This is a genomic window from Sphingomonas sp. BLCC-B65 (assembly GCF_028550675.1).
Classification (GTDB): Bacteria; Actinomycetota; Actinomycetes; order Actinomycetales; family Microbacteriaceae; genus Microbacterium.
Genome location: NZ_JAQQGL010000001.1, coordinates 2,742,318 through 2,760,155, shown reverse-complemented (window position 1 = coordinate 2,760,155; position 17,838 = coordinate 2,742,318). Strand labels below are relative to the sequence as shown.

Here is a 17,838-nt window from a genome sequence, read left to right as displayed (position 1 = left end):
CGCACGCCGTTCGGACCGGCAAAAAGCCGCGCCGGTCGCACCGGCGGGCCTACGCTCAGACCATGGATCCGCTCTTCGTGGTCGTCATCATCGCCGCCGCCGTTTCGGCGCTGTGCTGGATCGCCTCACTGGTCACCAAGGACACGTCGTGGGTGGACCGCGCGTGGTCCGTGGTCCCGGTGGTCTACGTGTGGGTCTTCGCGGCGAGCGCACTCGCCGGCGGCGACGACGCCGGGCGCCTGGTTCTGATGGCGGCGCTCGTGACGGCGTGGGGCGCGCGGCTGACCTTCAACTTCGCGCGGAAGGGCGGCTACTCCGGGGTGGAGGATTACCGGTGGGCGATCCTGCGCGGCAGGATGTCGCCCGCACGGTTCCAGGTCTTCAACCTGGTGTTCATCGTGCTGTACCAGATGACGCTGCTCGTCCTGATCACGCTCCCCGCGCAGTGGGCGAGGACTCATCCGGCTCCGCTCACGGCGGCCGATGCGCTCATCGCCGCGCTCTTCCTCGGATTCCTCATCGGTGAGACGGTCGCCGATCAGCAGCAGTGGGACTTCCATCAGGCAAAAGCGCGCGGAAGCGCCGACGGCTTCCTCACGACGGGGCTCTTCGCCTACAGCCGGCATCCCAACTTCTTCTTCGAGCAGGCCCAGTGGTGGGCTTTCTACACGTTCGGCGCGACGGCCGCGGTCGCCTCCGGAGCCGGCGTGTGGGGCGGCGTGCTCAACCCGACGATCGTCGGGGCCATCCTGCTGACGCTCCTGTTCGTCGGGTCGACCGTGTTCACCGAGTCGATCTCCGCTGCGAAGTACCCCGCATACGCCCAGTACCGGAGGACGACCTCGATGCTGGTCCCGCTGCCGCGCCGCCGCGACGGGGCGAGCGTCAGCTGAGCCGGCCGCCCGACTCGCGCAGGTAGCACTCCGCGCACATCGACTCGTAGGTGACCTTCTCGTGCGACAGCTCGTCGATGGCGACCTGGTCGCCGTCGAAGACGAACCGACCACCGACCAGTCGCGCATTGAACAGCGCCTTGCGCCCGCAGCGGCAGATGGTCTTCAGCTCTTCGAGGCTGTGGGCGAGCTCCAGAAGACGGGCCGAGCCCGGGAAGGCGCGCGTCTGGAAGTCGGTACGGATGCCGTAGGCAAGGGCGGGGATGCCGTCGTCGACGACGATCCGTAACAGGTCGTCGACCTGGGCCGGGGTGAGGAACTGCGCCTCGTCGATGAGAAGACACGCCACCCGTCCGTCGTAGCGGGCGGCGTGCTGGGCGACGAGGGCGCGCAGATCGGCATCCGCAGCGATGAGGAAGTCGACCTGACGCTCCACGCCGAGTCGGCTGGAGATCTGATCGGCACCCTTCGTGTCGATCTCGGGCTTGGCCAGCAGCACGTGCTGTCCGCGTTCCTCGTAGTTGAATGCCGCCTGCAGCAGGGCCGTCGACTTGCCGGAGTTCATCGCCCCGTAGCGGAAGTACAGCTTCGCCATGCCCGTGCCGCCCCGACCCGGATCAGCGGTTGATGCCGAGCACGCCGGCGGTAGCGTCGAGCGACGCCTCCGCGGCGGCCGGGTCGCCGTTGAGAGTCGATCCGTAGCTCGGGATCAGCGCCTTCAGTTCCGGCTCCCACGCGGAGATGCGGTCGGGGAAGCATGTCTTCAGCAGGCCGAGCATGATGGATGCCGCGGTCGACGCTCCCGGAGACGCTCCCAGCAGGCCAGCGATCGACCCGTCGGCCGACGTGACGACCTCGGTGCCGAACTGCAGCACGCCACCCTTCTGCGGATCCTTCTTCATGACCTGGGCGCGCTGGCCGGCCTGCAGCAGCTCCCAGTCCTCGGCCTTCGCGGTCGGCATGAACTCGCGGAGCGCATCGACCTTGCGCTTGTGGCTCTTGAGCAGTTCGCTGACCAGGTACTTGATCAGGCCCGGATTGTCGATGGCGACCTTCAACATCGGACCGATGTTGCCGGGACGCACCTGCGCGACGATGTCGGTGATGCGGCCGTTCTTCAGGAACTTCGGGCTGAAGGTCGCGAACGGCCCGAACAACAGCGAGGTCTCACCGTCGACGACGCGGGTGTCCAGATGCGGCACCGACATGGGGGGCGCCCCCACGGAGGCCTGCGAGTACACCTTGGCTTTGTGCTGCGCGACGATCGACGGGTTGGACGTCTTGAGCCACTGCCCCCCGATCGGGAAGACGCCGTAACCGGAGATCTCCGGAATGCGCGAGGACTGCAGCAGCTTGATCGCCCAGCCACCCGCGCCTACGAACACGAACCGCGCCGACAGGCTCCCCGGCGTACGCCCGAGCGTGTGACGGTACGACACGTTCCACGTGCCGTCCGCGTTCTTGCGGAGCTTTCGCACCTCGCGATTGGTGACGACGTCGACGCCCTGATCGGCGAGATGGGAGAAGAGCTGACGGGTCAGTGAACCGAAGTCGACGTCGGTGCCGGCCGGAACGCGCGTGGCCGCGAAAGGCTCGTCGGCCTTCTTGCGCTTGTGCATGAGCAGCGGCGCCCACTGATTGATGACGCGGGAGTCCTCGGAGTATTCGATGCCCTCGAACAGCGGCTGCGTGCGCAGCGCCTCGTAACGCTTCTTGAGGTACGCGACATCCTTCTCGCCGCGCACGAAGGTCATGTGGGGGGTCGCGTTGATGAAGGTGGACGGCGCATCGAGGATGCCGCGCTCCACCAGGCTCGCCCACAGCTGCCGACTCTGCTGGAACTGCTCGTTGATCGAGATCGCCTTGGCAGGGTCGACCGATCCGTCCTTGGCCTCGGGCATGTAGTTGAGCTCGCAGAGCGCCGCGTGTCCGGTGCCCGCATTGTTCCAGGCATTGGAGGACTCCTCGGCGACGTCGCTGAGGCGCTCGAGCACCACGATCTTCCAGTCCGGCTGCAGCTGCTTCAGGAGGGTTCCGAGGGTGGCACTCATGATGCCACCGCCGATCAGGACGACGTCGACGGGTTCACTCACAATGATCCAGTCTAGGCGCCGTTTTCCACGGCCTCCGCGAGGCGCGGCATCCACCGCCGTCAACTCTTGCGGTTCTTTCACACCGCTCAACTCCGCGAGAAACGAGTTCCGCACCGAGACACGCGCCGTCCGGCGGTGTTTCGGTGCGCGGACCGTGTCTCGCAGTCAGACGGTCTCGCGGTGAGCGGTGCTCGGACCGCCGTCAGGCGGCGGCGGTCAGGCGCGCGGCGACGATCTCGGCGATCTGCACGGCGTTGAGCGCGGCGCCCTTGCGGAGGTTGTCGTTGCTGATGAACAGCACCAGCCCCTTGCCCTTGGGCGCGGACTGGTCGGCACGGATGCGGCCGACGTAGCTCGGGTCGTTGCCGGCGGCCTGCAGCGGCGTCGGCACCTCTTCGAGAACGACGCCCGGTGCCGACGAGAGGATCTCGCGCGCCCGCTCGGGCGTGATGTCGTCGCGGAACTCGGCGTGGATCGACAGCGAATGCCCGGTGAAGACCGGCACGCGCACGCACGTGCCGGCGACGCGAAGGTCGGGAAGCTCGAGGATCTTTCGGCTCTCGTTGCGGAGCTTCTTCTCTTCGTCGGTCTCGTTGTCGCCGTCGTCGACGAGGTTGCCGGCGAAGGGGATCACATCGAACGCGATGGGCGCGACGTACTTCTCCGGCTGCGGGAAGTCGAGTGCGCTGCCGTCGTGCACGAGATCGAGCGTGTGCCCCTGGGCAAGAACGCCCTCGACCTGACCGAGCAGCTCCTGCGCGCCGGCGACGCCCGAGCCCGACACGGCCTGGTAGGTGCTGACGACCAGTCGCTCCAGCCCGGCCGCGGCGTCGAGCGGCTTCAACACCGGCATGGCCGCCATCGTCGTGCAGTTCGGATTGGCGATGATGCCCTTCGGCGGGTTCACCGTCGCGTGGGGATTGACCTCGCTGACGACGAGCGGCACCTCGGGGTCCATGCGCCAGGCGCTCGAGTTGTCGATGACGACTGCGCCGGCCTCGGCGAAACGCGGGGCGTGCGCACGCGAGCCGGTCGCACCGGCGCTGAACAGCGCGATGTCGATGCCGGTGGGATCGGCGGTGGCCACGTCCTCGATGATGATGGTCTCGCCGCCGAACTCGACGGCCGTGCCGGCCGAGCGCGCCGTGGCGAACAGGCGGAGCTCACGGATCGGGAAGGCCCGTTCGGCGAGAATCTCGCGCATGACCGTGCCGACCTGTCCGGTGGCGCCGACGACGGCGACAGAGAGTCCTGAGTCAGAGATGCGGGTCATGAGGGATCCTTGCAGCGATGCCGTGAACGGAGAGAACGTGCCCGAACGGGCGGATGCCGCGATTCTACCGGCCGCGCCGCATGGGCCGACGCCGTATGACGGCGGCATCCGGTCGCGCAGGCGCGCATTCCTGCCACTGTGCGCACGCCCGGTGGTCAGCGCCCGTCGAACGTCTCGTCGAGCGCGGCGGCGATGTCGGCCAACAGGTCCGCGGTGTCTTCCAGGCCCACCGACAGTCGCAGGTGACCCCAGCGGCGGAATTCCTCGGGGTACGCGGCGACGCGCCCACCCCCGGTGCCCGTGTGAACGATCAGTGAGTCGTCGTGGCCGAGCGAGAACCCCGACGTGATCAGCCGCAGCCGCGACACGAACCGGTTCTGCGTATCGGGATCGCCGTCGACGGCGAAGGCCATCATGCCGCCGAACCCAGCCGTGAACTGCCGCGTCGCGAGCGCGTGGTCCGGATGAGTGCGAAGGCCCGGGTACCGGATGAAGGCGACCCGCGGGTCATCCTCCAAGAAGGCGGCGATCGCGGCCGCGGATGCCGTGTGCTGGCGCATCCGCAACGGAAGCGTGACCGAGCCGCGCTGGATCTGCCACGCATTGAAGGGCGAGATGACACCGCCGACATCGACCATGGCGTCGGCCTTGATCGGCTCGATCAGCTCGCGGCGGCCGATGACGGCCCCGCCCATCGCATCGCCGTGACCGTTGATGTACTTCGTGAGGGAGTGGACCACGAGGTCGGCGCCATCGTGCAGCGGGCGATACAGCGGCGGGGGCGTGAACGTCGAGTCGACCATGAGCAGGGCATCGCTCGCGTGCGCGATCTCGGCGAGCGCGGCCACGTCGGCGACCTTCGTGGTGGGGTTCGCGATGGCCTCGATGCACACCAGCCGGGTCTGCGGCCGCATCGCGGCGCGGACGGCGTCGAGGTCGCTGATGTCGACGAACGTCGCTTCGATCCCGTAGCGCCCCGGCAGCAGTTCGGTCCAGAGCCGCCACGTCGCCTCATACGTCTCGTCACTGACGACGACGTGATCGCCGACGCGCACGTGAGTGAAGAAGACGGCATGCAGGGCGGCGACGCCGGAGGCGAGAGCCACGGCATCCTCCCCGCCCTCGAGCGCCGCGAGCTTGTCCTGCAACGCCTGCTGATTGACGCCGGTGTTGCGCGTGTAGAGCCCGGGCGCGGTCGCCGACCAGCTGATCTCGCTGGGGTCCTCCGGAAGGGCATATGAGTTCGCCATCACGAGCGGAGTGCGCAGGGCGCGCGTCGAATCCACATGGATGCCGCCGTGGACGGCGAGGCTGAGATCGGACAGGCTCTCGCCGCGTCGACGGTCGGGGCGTGCACTCATGAGGTCCTCCTGAAAGCCGATCGGCGTCTGTCACGTCCGCGGCGCGATCCCGCTTCCGCCGTACGCACCTCCACGCTAGTGTGCCTTATTAACATTCACAATTGCTTTTAATGCACGGAGTCAGCATGATCAGCGGCGCCCTCGACGACATCGACCGCGAGATCCTCGCGGCTCTCACGGCCGACGCGCGCGTGCCCCTCGTCGCCATCGCAGCGCGCGTGCACCTTTCGCGCAACGCCGTCAAGCAGCGGATGGAACGCATGGAGCGCGACGGCGTGATCGCCGGGTACACGGTCGTGCCGGGAGCGGCGGCGGCGCGAGGAGTGACGGCGCTCGTCATGGTGTACCGCTCCGACCGCATGCGCGATGACCGCGTCATCGCTACCCTGCGCGGCATCCCCGAGGTGGTCCGCTGCGATGTGCTGTCGGGCGAGTACGACCTGTTCGTCACGCTCCACGCCGCCACGATGGATCGCATCGGGCAGATCTGGGAACAGGTCGCCGCGATTCCGGGCGTCGCCAACACCGTCACTGCCGTCTCCCTCACGCGCGCGATCGACCGCAGCTGAACCGGCCGCGCGTCACCGCGCCGCGGCCAGAAGCTGCGCGACCTCGTCCCGGTCGATGCCCGCGTGCGCGACCACGGCGTCGACCAGCGACTCCCCCGTCGCCAGGCACTGGTGCGCGGCCCGGGCCGCCGCCTCGTACCCGATGGCCGGAACGAGCGCCGTCACGGCCCCGACGGCCACGCTGATATTGCGTTCGAGCGTCTCCTCCCGCGCGCGGATACCGTCGACGCAACGCTCCCGCAGCATCCGCGCACCGTTCGTCAGCCACTCGATCGCCTGCAGCAGACTGTGCGCGATCACCGGCTCGAACGCATTGAGCTGCAGCTGCCCGGACTCGGCGGCGATGCCGATCGTGACGTCGGCACCCATGACCGCGAACGCGACCTGGTTCATCGCCTCCGGGATGACGGGGTTGACCTTTCCCGGCATGATCGAGGACCCGGCCTGCTGCGCGGGCAACCGGATCTCACCCAGCCCCGTCTGCGGTCCGCTGGAAAGCAGCCGAAGGTCGCTGCTGATCTTCGACAGCTTGACCGCGATCCGCCGCAACAGACTCGAGGTCTGCAGGAAGGCGCTGGTGTCCCAGCTCGCTTCGAACAGATGCGCCGCGGGGGTGACGGGCAGATCGGATGCCGCCGCGAGCGCGGCGACGATGTCGCCCCGGTACGCCGCGTCAGCGGTGACCCCGGTGCCGATCGCGGTACCGCCGAGGGAACACTCCAACAGGAGCGGCACCGTCTCCTCGAGACGGCGCAGATCCTCTGAGATCGCCGCTGCGAACGCGGTGAACTCATCGCCGAGCGACATCGGCACGGCGTCCTGCAACTGGGTGCGCCCGATCTTGCGGATTCCGGCGAAGGCGTCGCCGCGGTCCTCGAACGATGCCGCGAGCGCTGTCAGCTCGGGGGCGAGTCGCCGCAGGGCGCGGACGGTCGCGAGCCGGATCGCGGTCGGATACACGTCATTGGTCGACTGACTGCGGTTGACGTGGTCGATGGGATGGACGACGTCGTAGCGGCCGCGCGCGATTCCGAGTGCTTCGAGCGCTGCGTTGGCGATGACCTCGTTCGCGTTCATGTTGGAGCTCGTGCCGGCGCCGCCCTGAATCACGTCGACGACGAAGTGGTCGTGCAGCTCACCCGCGATGATGCGTCGACACGCGGCGACGATCGCCCTGCCGATGAGCGGGTCGATGAGTCCGTGGGCGGCGTTGACCGTCGCGGCAGCGAGCTTCACCTCGGCGAGCGCAGCGACCAGAGCGGGATGCCGGGAGATCGGCGTCCCGCTGATCTCGAAGTTCCGACGCGCACGTGCCGTGTGGATACCCCAGTACGCGTCAGCGGGGACCTCCCACTGACCGAGCGCGTCGCGCTCCACCCGCACGGCGTTCATGCGTTGATGCAGATGACTTTGGGCTGCGTCATCTCCTCGTAGGCGAACCGGACGCCCTCACGGCCCATGCTGCCGTATTTGGCTCCGCCGAAGGGCATGCTGTCGACACGGTAGTCGGAGGAGTCGTTGATCATGACCCCGCCGGCCTCGAGCCGATCGGCGACACGCAGGGCGCGCGCGATGTCGGACGTGAACGCGGCGGCATGGAGCGCATACTCCGGCTCTTCTGCGAGCGCGATCGCTTCGTCCTCCGTGTCGAAGGCGACCAGCGTCACGACGGGGGCGAACGCCTCGTCGGCCCAGAGTTCGCACGAAGTGGGGACGTTCTCGACGACGGTCGGAGTGTAGACCGATCCGGTGCGACGATGGCCGACGAGCACGCGTGCCCCCGCGGCGACGGCGTCGGCCACGAGTCGCTCGGCCCGCCGCGCGGCATCCTCCGTGATCATCGGGCCGACATCGGTGGCCTCGTCCGTCGGATCTCCGGCACGAAGAGCTGCGGTGCGAGCGACCACGCGTTCGCGGAAGGCGTCGTACACCGATCGCTGGACGAGCAGACGCTGCGCACCCACGCAGTTCTGTCCCGCTGCCCAGAACGCGCCCGAGACGCACGCCTCTGCGGCGGCGTCGAGGTCGGCGTCGGCGAACACGAGCACGGGCGCGTTCCCGCCCAGTTCCATCGCGAGCTTCTTCAGTCCCGCGTGTCGCGCGATCGCTTCACCCGTCGCGAGGCCGCCGGTGAAGGAGACCATGCGCACCTCGCGGGCGGCGACGAGCGCCTGCGCGAGATGCCGGTCGCCGTGCACCACGGTGACGATCTCGTCGGGAAGTCCGGCCTCGATCAGCAGGTCGACCAGGAACCGCGCCGTCAGCGGCGTGAACTGAGAGGGCTTGAGGATCACGCCATTGCCGCCGGCGATGGCAGGTCCCAGCTTGTGCGCGACGAGGTTCAACGCGTCGTTGTACGGGGTGATCGCCACAATGATGCCGAGCGGTTCGCGCGTGAACCAGCCGCGCCGGCTCTCCGAGCCCTCGAAGGCGTCGAAGGCGATCACCTCGCCGGGGTGCGAGCGCGCGGCATCCGCCGAGAGCGAGAGCGTCATCGTGGCCCGCCGCACCTCCTTGCGCGCTTGGCGGATGGTCTTGCCCGCCTCGGCGACGATGAGCGCAGCGGCCTCGTCCGCCCGCTCCCGAAGGAGCGCCGCGGCGCGCTCGAGGACCTCGTGCCGTGCGAAGCGGGAGAGATCGCGGGAGATCGCCGCGCCCGTGCGCGCACGATCGAGGACGCCGTCGATCTCGTCCGGTCCGCTCTGTACGACGGTGCCGATGATCACGCCGTCGAAGGGCGACGTCACGATCAGGTCGTTCTCGATCACCGGCGCGCTCACGCCCCCACCTCGATCGGGGCGTGCTGCGCGGCGTCGATCGCGATGATGTCAGACAGCAGTGCGTAGGCCGTCTCGACGCGCCCAGCGCCGGGTCCGGACACCGTGACGGTGCCGAGCAGGTCGGTGTCGAATGAGACGGCGTTGGTGGCCCCGGACACGCCGGCGAGGGGGTGGGTGGCGGCCAGCGCCACGGGGCGAACGCTCGCGACGACCGCTCCCGTCTCATCACGGCGCGCCGAGCCGATGAGCTTCCACCGCGCACCCTCGGCGGCGGCGCGTGCGATGTCTTCGGGTGTCACGCCAACGATGCCCTCGCATGTGACATCGGCGGGCGTGATGTCGGCGCCGAGGATCTCGTTCGCCAGGATCACGACCTTCAGCTGCACGTCCGAGCCGCCGATGTCGGCAGTCGGGTCTGCTTCGGCGTAACCGAGCTGCTGCGCCTCGGCGACGGCGGCGTCGAGGGACAGACCGTTCTCCATCCGGCCGAGAACGTAGTTGCTCGTGCCGTTGAGAATCCCCTGCACCTCGGTGACCCGCAGCCCCTTCAGCGTCTCGGCGGCGAAGCGGAGAACCGGGGTCCCGCTCATCACCGAGCCCTCGTACGCGAAGAAGACGCCGTGCGTCGCGGCGATCCGATTCAGCTCGCCCGACGCCAGCGCGACCGGACCCTTGTTCGTGGTCACGACGCTCTTGCCGGACTCCAGCGCGGTGCGGACATGGGAGATGCCGGGCTCTCCGTCGAGCGGATTGGTGAAGGTCGCCTCGACGACGATGTCCGCCGTCGTGTGGCGGATGACGTAGTCGTTCTGGGGCACCGCGGCGCCGCCGCGCCAGCCGGCGAACGTGTCGTCAGCCTGCATCGCGAAGACGGCGGCGAGATCGATGCCGTCGGACTGCATCACCGAGCCCAGGCGCAGATCGGTGATCGCGACGATGCGCAGCGCGAAGCCGAGCTCATCGGCCAATCGCTCGCCGCGATCATGGACGATCTGGGCGAACGCGCGGTTGACGCCGCCGAATCCGATCAGTGCGATGTCATGTCGGTCCACGTCGATCTCCTTCAGGTCGGGGACGGGTGCGATCAGTCTGCGCAGCCGACGCGTCCGTGCGCGCCTGCCGGTGTGCTCCTGCCCACTGACATGTCGTCCGCGCCGCTGACACATCGCCCGTCTGCGAGAATGCGCTGTTCGATCGACCCCGAAACCTTGTGCCGGGGCCTGAGCATCAGTAATCTCCCGGAAACACATGGTGTGCATCATCATCACAACGATGTGAAAATGCAGCACTTCTCATTCCCACGACCTCGACTCGATTGAGAGACCGACATGCGCTCCACTTCCGCGCAGGACCTCCCGAACGTCCTGCCCCACACGACGGCGACGCAGGTGCCCCTGCGCCGTCTGCAGCGCTCCATGGACGCCCGCCACCTGATCATGATCGCTCTCGGCGGCGTGATCGGATCGGGGCTGTTCCTGAGCTCCGGCTACACCATCAACCAGGCCGGCCCCCTGGGAGCGATCATCGCCTACCTCGTCGGCGCGGTCGTGGTCTATCTGGTGATGGCGTGCCTCGGTGAGCTGGCGATCGCCTACCCGGTCTCGGGCGCCTTCCACATCTACGCGGCACGCTCGATCGGCCCGGCGACCGGTTTCACGACCGCATGGCTCTACTGGCTGTGCTGGGTGGTCGCGCTCGGCTCCGAGTTCACGGCCGCCGGCATCCTGATGCAGCGCTGGTTTCCCGCGGTGCCCGTCTGGCTCTGGTGTCTCATCTTCGCCGCGACCCTGTTCACCATCAACGCCATCTCGGCACGCGTGTTCGGCGAGACCGAGTTCTGGCTTTCACTGGTGAAGGTGCTCGCGATCGTCGCCCTGATCGTGCTCGGCGGCGCCGCGATCTTCGGCTTCACCCCGCTGTCGACGGAGCACCCCGCCGCTGTCCTCTTCAGCAACTTCCAGACGCCGGCCGGCCTGTTCCCGGGCGGCGTGGGTGGTGTCGTCGTGACCTCGCTCGCGGTGTTCTACGCCTTCAGCGGCTCGGAGCTTATCGGCGTCGCGGCCGGAGAGACCAAGGACCCGGCGAAGAACATCCCCCGCGCACTGCGATCGACCGTGCTGCGGCTGCTCGTGCTCTTCGTCGGCTCGATCACCGTCATCGCCGCCATCCTCCCCTACGATCAGGCAGGCCTGACGAGCAGCCCCTTCGTGGATGTGTTCCAGTACGTGGGCGTGCCCTTCGCCGCCGACATCATGAACTTCGTGATCATCACGGCCCTGCTCTCGGCCGGAAACAGCGGCCTCTTCTCGTGCGCGCGGATGCTCTTCTCACTCGCGGAAGAGGGACACGCCCCGAAGGCGCTCCTGCGTCTGACGCCCCGCGGCATCCCGATCGTCGCCCTGAGCGTGAGCCTCGCTCTGGCACTGGTCTCGCTGCTGTCGAGCATCATCGCGGCAGAGACCGTCTACCTCGTGCTCGTCTCGGTGGCCGGCTTCGCCGTCGTGGCCGTATGGATGTCGATCGTCGCGTCGCTGTACTTCCACCGGCGACGTTTCGTCCGCGACGGCGGCGACATCGGCACGCTCGCCTACCGCACGCCGCTGTTCCCGGTCGTTCCCATCGTGGCATTCGCCCTGCTGCTGATCTCGATCGTCGCGATCGCGTTCGACCCGAATCAGGTCGCGGCGCTGTACTTCGGCGTCCCCTTCGTCGCCGCGTGCTACCTGTTCTTCTGGTGGCGTTACGGACGCCGCGGGGCGACCCATCGCGTCGCGGTGTCGGAGGAGGCCCCGGTCACCGCGAACGACGCCCCGCAGGCGTGAGCGCCAGCGCTGCCTGGGTCGAGGTCGACACCGGCGCCGTCGCCCACAACCTCGGGGCGGTGCGGGACGCTCTCGGCCCGGGCGCGCACGTCTGCGCCGTGGTCAAGGCCGACGCCTACGGCCACGGTGTCGACCTCGTCGCGCCGACCCTCATCGCTCGCGGCGTCGAGAGCTTCGGTGTGACATCCAACGAGGAAGCCCGCACGGTGCGGGCCACCGGATTCGCCGGACGCATCCTGCGGCTTCGCGCCGCCCTGCGCGAGGAGGTGGAGGATGCCGCCGGCCTCGGCGTCGAGGAGTGGATCGGCGGTGCCGCACATGCCGCCGTCGTCGCCGCGGCGGGGGCGGCGACCGGGCGCCGGGTGCGCGCGCACGTCTCGATCAACGCGACCGGGATCAGCCGTGACGGCATCGACCTCGACGACGCGAATGCGGCGGCGCAGCTGAGGCAGATCGGCGCCGACGCGCGACTGGACGTGGTCGGCGTCGCGTCGCACTTCCCGTGCGAAGACGCCGATGACGTCCACGACGGCGCCGCCGCGTTCGCGATCCAGGCGCGCCACGCGGGCGCGCTGCTGGCTCGGGGGCCGCTCCAGCGCCACTGCGCGACCTCCTATGCGGCCCTGACCGTTCCCGCCTCGCGCTTCGACCTCGTGCGGATCGGTGCCGCACTGTACGGCGACACCTCGGCATCCCTCGCCGGACTTCGGCCCGCAATGCGCCTGGTGTCGCGGATCGCCGCGATCTCGGCGTATCCGGCCGGGCGCACGGTGGGCTACGACCGCACGCATCGACTCGATGCCCCCGCCCGCCTCGCCGCCGTTCCGCTCGGCTACGCCGACGGGTATCAGCGCACGCTCGGAGGGCGGGCCGAGGTACTCGTCCGCGGACGGAGGATGCCGGTCGTCGATCGGCTCGCGATGAACACCCTGCTGGTCGATGTCACCTCCGCCGAAGATGCCGTGATCGGCGACGAGGTCGTCCTCTACGGTGCACAGGGGGCCGAACGCATCAGCGGCGCCGATCTGGAACACGCGAGCGGACAGATCGCGGCTAACCTCTATACATCCTGGGGTCGCCTCCTGCCGCGGCGAGCGATCTCTCTGTCCGCCTGACCGACGCGAGAGCACGACATGGCTTCCCCCTCGTCATTCCTTCAGGGCCTCGCCCTCGTGGACGAGGCCGTGCGTCGCGAGAGGTCGGGTCGGCTCGCGCACAACGCGTCACGACTGGCCGAGTCGACCGGCATCGAGCGCAGCCGCGTGTCGCGGTTGACGCAGGAGCTGCGCGAGCTGGGTTACCTGGAGCGCGACGAGGCCACGCTCTTCGGTGCGGGGCCCCGCTATCTGCGCACCGGCGCGTCTCTCGCCCACCCGTGGCTGCGCGCCGCGCGCGGCGAGCTGCGCCGACTCGCCGTCGCCCACGACGTCAGCGCGGTCATCGCCGCCGCCGACGGCCCTGCGGCCGTGCTCTTGCGCGTGGAGCATCCGTCCGGGCGCGACGACGGCTACCTGCATCCCGGCGCACGCCTGCCGATCTGGTGCACCGGCGCGGGACGGGCCCTGCTCTGGGACCACTCAGACGCCGAGATCTCGGCTCTTCTGGAGGCGGTGCAGTTCGTGGGCGTCGGCGGTCCCGCCGCAGCGCACTCCCCCGAAGAGGTGATCGCCCGTCAGGCGCGCGATCGGACGAGCGGGCGGATCACCGCGGCGCAGGAGTACGTCGAAGGCGCGCACGAGCACGCCCTGCCCCTCCGGCGAGGGGGACGAATCGTGGCTGCGGTCGCGGTGACGGCTCCTGCTCGGGGGCAGCGCCGCGTTCGGGAGGCGCTCACCGCGCTGGCGTCCGCCGTCGACAGACTCAGCCTCGTCGCGGACCAGCCCGCCTAACGTCTGTCGGCGGCGCCGAGCGCTGCCGACAGGACCGTGGCGGCAGACACGCACGCGGCCCCGAGCTCGTCGACACGGGGCGCCAGCGCAGCCTTCTCGCCGACGATCTGCAGACCGGCGACGACCTCACCCTGGAAATCCCACACCGGCGCCGATACGGAGAACAGCTGCGGCTCGGCTTCCTCGTCGACGATCGCGAAGCCCTGCGCGCGGCTCGCCTCCATGCGGGCGAGGAACTCATCGACGTCGCGCGGAGCGCGGGGGCCGCCGCGGGAGAAGTCCGTGTCGGCGAAGACACCACGGATCTCCTCCTCGTCGGCATCCCACAGCACGGCGCGTCCGGCGTCGCTGCAGAACGCGGGGTAGGCGCGTCCCACCCACGAGCCGATCATTCGTGTCGCCGGCGGCATGCTCTCCACGATCGTGACGGTGGCATCGCCGGAGAGAACACTGAGGAAGCAGGCTTCGCCGCTCGCAGCCGCCAGGTCGTCGAGCACGGCGAGCCCGGCGCTGCGCAGCCGCCGATGCACGAGTTCCTGCGCCGTGGCGTACCAGTCCCACGACAGGCGATAACGTCCCTCGCTATCGCGAACGGCGAGCCCCTCATCATGCACGGCGGCGAGCGTACGCGACACCTGCGACCGATCGCGTCCGAGTTGCTGGGCCACCTGCTGCACACTCACCCCGTCCGCGTGCATCGGAGACAGGGCGACCATGGCGGCCACCACGTCGAAGCCCCGACCCATGCTCGAACGCGAGGGCACGGCGGTGACCTGATCCTCGGGAACGGAACGCGGCGACATGGAACGAGGATATGCGGCCGTTCGGCCGCTCGGCGTCAGCGGCCGGTGCCGGCGTAGACGGTCGCCTCGGTGTCGCTGTCGAGACCGAAGGCGGTGTGCACGACGCGGGCGGCCTGGGCGAGCTCGTCACCGCGGAGCACGACCGAGATGCGGATCTCCGAGGTCGAGATCATCTCGATGTTCACGCCCGCGGTCGACAGCGCCTCGAACAGCGTCGCGGACACACCGGAGTGGGTGCGCATGCCGGCGCCGACGACGGAGAGCTTGCCGATCTGGTCGTCGTGCACGAGGCTCTCGAAACCGATGCCCGCCTGCTCGGCGGCCAGTGCGCGCAGCGCCGTCGCGGCATCCGACTTGGGCAGCGTGAACGAGATGTCGGTGCGACCGGTCGCCGCCGCCGACACGTTCTGGACGATCATGTCGACGTTGGCCCCCGACTTGGCGATGACGGTGAAGATCTCCGCCGCCTTGCCGGGAACGTCGGGCACGCCGATGACGGTGATCTTGGCCTGGCTGAGATCGGTGGCGACGCCGGCGACGATGGGCTCTTCCATGGGGGACTCCTCTGTGCTGTCGGGAGCAAGGCTTTCGGGAACGCTCATGCCCGGGCCGAGCACGAACGTGCCGCGTCCGGAGCTGAACGTCGAGCGGGCGTTGATCATCACGCCGTGGCGACGCGCGTACTCGACGGCGCGGATGTACAGCACCTTGGCGCCGTTGGCGGCGAGCTCGAGCATCTCCTCGGCAGACACGACGTCGAGCTTGCGGGCCTTCGGCACGACGCGCGGGTCGGCGGTGAAGATGCCGTCGACGTCGCTGTAGATCTCGCAGACGTCGGCGTCGAGCGCGGCGGCGAGCGCAACGGCAGTGGTGTCGGAGCCGCCACGACCGAGAGTCGTGATGTCGCGGGTATCCCGATTGAAGCCCTGGAAGCCGGCGACGATGACGATCGCACCTTCGTCGAGCGCCTCACGCAGGCGCACGGGGGTGACGTCGACGATGCGCGCCGAGCCGTGGTCTGCGGTGGTGATCATTCCGGCTTGGCTGCCGGTGAACGATCGGGCTTCGAACCCCATCGAGTGGATGGCCATCGCCAGCAACGCCATCGAGATGCGCTCGCCGGAGCTCAGCAGGATGTCCAGTTCGCGAGGCGCCGGGATCGGGGCGACCTGCGCGGCGAGGTCGATCAGCTCATCGGTCGTGTCGCCCATCGCGCTCACCGCGACGACCACGTCGTGCCCGGCGCGGCGCGCATCGACGATGCGCTTGGCGACCCGCTTGATGCTCTCGGCGTCGGCGACGGACGAGCCGCCGTACTTCTGGACGATCAGCGCCACGTGTGGAACTCCTGAAGACATGTCGACGGGCACTCGGATGCCGCGCCCACCTCCCCATCCTAGGGATCGGCGCATACCGCCGACGCCATGTGACGGGCGACCGACGAGGCACCTCGCCAGGTCCGCAGAATGCGACGACGTCCGCACCCGATCGGCATCCCGGGTGCGGAGTTCATGACATTCTGCGGAGTTCGTGCGGACTCAGCCCGCCGCGGCAGCGGCATAGCGATTCGCGGCGGCGGCCACATCGTCGACGTAGGCGTCGAGGTGGTTGTAGGCGAACACCGCGGAACGCCAGCCCGCGGCATCCGCCATCGCCGACGTCCCGCACAGGTAGCGCGCCGTCGCGAGGGCCGCGTCGTCGATCTGGTTGGGGTCGGCGACACCGTCGCCGTTGCCGTCGGCACCCCAGCGTGACCACGTGTCGGGAATGAACTGCATCGGCCCGACGGCGCGATCCCAGAGCGTGTCGCCGTCCCAGCGGCCGCCGTCGGTGTCGGCGATCGCGGCGACGCCGTCGCCGTCGAGAGCCGGCCCGCGGATGGCGGGAGTGGGGTACCCGTTCTCGCCGGGCACCGCACCGCCGTGGCGGCCGTGATCGGACTCGATCGCTCCGATCGCAGCGACGGTGCTCCAGCCGAGCCCGCAGGAGGGCTGTTCGGTCGCGATGCGCAGCTGCGCGTTTGCGTACGCCTGCAGCGCGCGGGGCGGGATGCCGGTGGCCGCAGAGACGCGGGCGAGCCAGACCGGGTCGACCGACGCAACGAGCGCGAGCGGGGCCGACGATGCGGCCACCGGCTCACCCGTGACGGGTGCGGCGGCCACGGCATCCTTTTTCATGGGCACCTCCACGAACGCATCGACGGGCCGCTCCGCGGGTGATGCCGGCGAGACGGACGGCGCCGCATCGACGTGTGTGAGGACGCCCCCGAGGAACACGGCCAGCAGTGCGACGGCACCGAGCGCGAGTGCGATCTCGCGCCACGACCACCGCGCACCCATCCGTGTCCGTGTCCCTGTCAGCCGAAACGGCCGTTGACGTAGTCGAAGGTGCGCGGGTCGATCGGCGACGAGAACATCGCGTCGGTGTCGCCGTGCTCGACGATGTGGCCGGGCTGGCCCTGCGAGGCGAGGAAGAACGCGCACTGCTGGGACACCCGCTGCGCCTGCTGCATGTTGTGGGTGACGATGACGATCGTGACCTCGCGCGCAAGCTCGGTCATCGTCTCCTCGATGACGCGCGTGGAGGTCGGGTCCAGCGCCGAACACGGCTCGTCCATCAGGAGCACCCGCGGCCGCACCGCGAGGGATCGGGCGATGCACAGGCGTTGCTGCTGCCCGCCGGAAAGCCCGCCGCCGGGCGCGCGCAGCCGGTCCTTCAGCTCGCGCCAGAGCCCGGCCTTGGTGAGGCAGGTCTCCACGAGCTCGTCCTTCTCGCCGCGGCTCGCGCGGATGCCGGCGAGCTTCAGGCCCGCGACGACGTTGTCGTAGATGGACATCGCCGGGAAGGGATTCGGCTTCTGGAAGACCATGCCGATCTTCTTGCGGGCGTCGACGAGACGATGGCCGGCGTCGTAGATGTCGTCGTGGTCGAGCAGCACCTCGCCGGCGAGGGATGCCGAGGGCACCAGTTCGTGCATGCGGTTGAGGATGCGCAGGAACGTCGACTTTCCGCAGCCGGACGGTCCGATGAGGGCCGTCACCTGGCCCGCGGGCATCTGCAACGACACGTCGTGGAGCACCTGGTGGTCGCCGAACCACGCGGAGATGGAGCGCGCCTCGAGCTGCGACGGCGACAGCGGGACCGCGGTCGCACCGACGGCATCCGCGTGCGTCCCCGGGGCACCGCCGAGAACGACGGCTCCGCTCGGCGCGGGAGAAAGGGTCGATTCGCCACCGGCCATCACCAGCGCGGCGGAGACCGGCGCGCGCCCGCTCGCGCGTCCGAGAAAGCGCGGGCGGTGCGCACGCTCGGCGCGGTGGGCTGCGCTGGACGGTTCGATGTCGTCAGACATGGG

Annotated in this window: 16 protein-coding genes; 5 read left to right on the top strand and 11 right to left on the bottom strand. The window is 69.3% G+C overall.

The window, feature by feature from the left end; genetic code table 11:
• Positions 1–62: 62 nt before the first annotated feature.
• The gene (locus PP359_RS13005) at positions 63–893 is read left to right on the top strand and encodes a DUF1295 domain-containing protein (protein ID WP_347417561.1); all 831 of its coding nucleotides are present in this window, start codon (positions 63–65) and stop codon (positions 891–893) included.
• Here the strand turns inward: PP359_RS13005 and PP359_RS13000 are convergent.
• The 4 genes from PP359_RS13000 to PP359_RS12985 form a co-directional block, all read right to left on the bottom strand.
• Positions 886–1,488 carry a thymidine kinase gene (locus PP359_RS13000; RefSeq protein WP_036317070.1) on the bottom strand — a complete coding sequence of 201 codons (603 nt, stop codon included), beginning with the start codon at positions 1,486–1,488 and terminating at the stop codon, positions 886–888. The two genes, PP359_RS13005 and PP359_RS13000, sit on opposite strands and share 8 nt — an antisense overlap.
• A 22-nt stretch (positions 1,489–1,510) precedes the next feature.
• Positions 1,511–2,986 carry a malate:quinone oxidoreductase gene (locus PP359_RS12995; RefSeq protein ID WP_135949403.1) on the bottom strand — a complete coding sequence of 492 codons (1,476 nt, stop codon included), beginning with the start codon at positions 2,984–2,986 and terminating at the stop codon, positions 1,511–1,513.
• 202 nt (positions 2,987–3,188) lie between these two features.
• Positions 3,189–4,259, bottom strand: coding sequence for an aspartate-semialdehyde dehydrogenase (locus PP359_RS12990; protein WP_347417562.1), 1,071 nt, complete (start codon positions 4,257–4,259; stop codon positions 3,189–3,191).
• A gap of 155 nt (positions 4,260–4,414) precedes the next feature.
• On the bottom strand, positions 4,415–5,620 hold the full coding sequence (locus PP359_RS12985) for a trans-sulfuration enzyme family protein (RefSeq protein ID WP_112930920.1): 1,206 nt from the start codon (positions 5,618–5,620) through the stop codon (positions 4,415–4,417).
• Between the two features lie 110 nt (positions 5,621–5,730).
• On the opposite strand from PP359_RS12985, the gene PP359_RS12980 reads away from it, so the two are divergent.
• Positions 5,731–6,189, top strand: coding sequence for an Lrp/AsnC family transcriptional regulator (locus PP359_RS12980; RefSeq protein ID WP_239498554.1), 459 nt, complete (start codon positions 5,731–5,733; stop codon positions 6,187–6,189).
• A 12-nt stretch (positions 6,190–6,201) separates the two neighbouring features.
• Here PP359_RS12980 and PP359_RS12975 read toward each other — a convergent pair whose 3' ends face one another.
• Genes PP359_RS12975 through PP359_RS12965 form a run of 3 tightly spaced genes read right to left on the bottom strand, consistent with a single transcriptional unit; the run spans position 6,202 to position 10,021 of the window.
• Complete coding sequence (locus PP359_RS12975) at positions 6,202–7,581, bottom strand: aspartate ammonia-lyase (protein WP_499250773.1); 1,380 nt, start codon at positions 7,579–7,581, stop codon at positions 6,202–6,204.
• Positions 7,578–8,969 carry an aldehyde dehydrogenase family protein gene (locus PP359_RS12970; RefSeq protein ID WP_347417564.1) on the bottom strand — a complete coding sequence of 464 codons (1,392 nt, stop codon included), beginning with the start codon at positions 8,967–8,969 and terminating at the stop codon, positions 7,578–7,580. Before PP359_RS12970 ends, PP359_RS12975 begins: the two co-directional genes overlap by 4 nt.
• Positions 8,966–10,021: a homoserine dehydrogenase gene (locus tag PP359_RS12965; protein ID WP_347417565.1), complete on the bottom strand. Its 1,056-nt coding sequence runs from the start codon at positions 10,019–10,021 to the stop codon at positions 8,966–8,968. The genes PP359_RS12970 and PP359_RS12965 overlap by 4 nt, the downstream gene beginning before the upstream one ends.
• 276 nt (positions 10,022–10,297) lie before the next feature.
• Between PP359_RS12965 and PP359_RS12960 the strand changes: the two genes are divergently transcribed.
• The 3 genes from PP359_RS12960 to PP359_RS12950 are packed head-to-tail and all read left to right on the top strand — an operon-like array spanning position 10,298 to position 13,680.
• Positions 10,298–11,791: an amino acid permease gene (locus PP359_RS12960; protein WP_036317031.1), complete on the top strand. Its 1,494-nt coding sequence runs from the start codon at positions 10,298–10,300 to the stop codon at positions 11,789–11,791.
• On the top strand, positions 11,788–12,906 hold the full coding sequence (gene alr / locus PP359_RS12955) for an alanine racemase (RefSeq protein WP_347417566.1): 1,119 nt from the start codon (positions 11,788–11,790) through the stop codon (positions 12,904–12,906). The genes PP359_RS12960 and alr overlap by 4 nt, the downstream gene beginning before the upstream one ends.
• A gap of 18 nt (positions 12,907–12,924) precedes the next feature.
• Positions 12,925–13,680, top strand: coding sequence for an IclR family transcriptional regulator domain-containing protein (locus tag PP359_RS12950; RefSeq protein ID WP_036317019.1), 756 nt, complete (start codon positions 12,925–12,927; stop codon positions 13,678–13,680).
• Here PP359_RS12950 and PP359_RS12945 read toward each other — a convergent pair.
• The 4 genes from PP359_RS12945 to PP359_RS12930 all read right to left on the bottom strand — a co-directional run bounded on the left by PP359_RS12945 (position 13,677) and on the right by PP359_RS12930 (position 17,835).
• Positions 13,677–14,483 carry an IclR family transcriptional regulator gene (locus tag PP359_RS12945; RefSeq protein WP_499250772.1) on the bottom strand — a complete coding sequence of 269 codons (807 nt, stop codon included), beginning with the start codon at positions 14,481–14,483 and terminating at the stop codon, positions 13,677–13,679. The genes PP359_RS12950 and PP359_RS12945 overlap by 4 nt on opposite strands.
• A gap of 35 nt (positions 14,484–14,518) precedes the next feature.
• On the bottom strand, positions 14,519–15,820 hold the full coding sequence (locus PP359_RS12940) for an aspartate kinase (RefSeq protein ID WP_036317014.1): 1,302 nt from the start codon (positions 15,818–15,820) through the stop codon (positions 14,519–14,521).
• 201 nt (positions 15,821–16,021) lie between these two features.
• Positions 16,022–16,822 carry a lytic transglycosylase domain-containing protein gene (locus PP359_RS12935; RefSeq protein WP_499250771.1) on the bottom strand — a complete coding sequence of 267 codons (801 nt, stop codon included), beginning with the start codon at positions 16,820–16,822 and terminating at the stop codon, positions 16,022–16,024.
• A 17-nt stretch (positions 16,823–16,839) separates the two neighbouring features.
• On the bottom strand, positions 16,840–17,835 hold the full coding sequence (locus tag PP359_RS12930; protein ID WP_499250770.1) for a phosphate ABC transporter ATP-binding protein: 996 nt from the start codon (positions 17,833–17,835) through the stop codon (positions 16,840–16,842).
• Between the last annotated feature and the right edge of the window lie 3 nt (positions 17,836–17,838).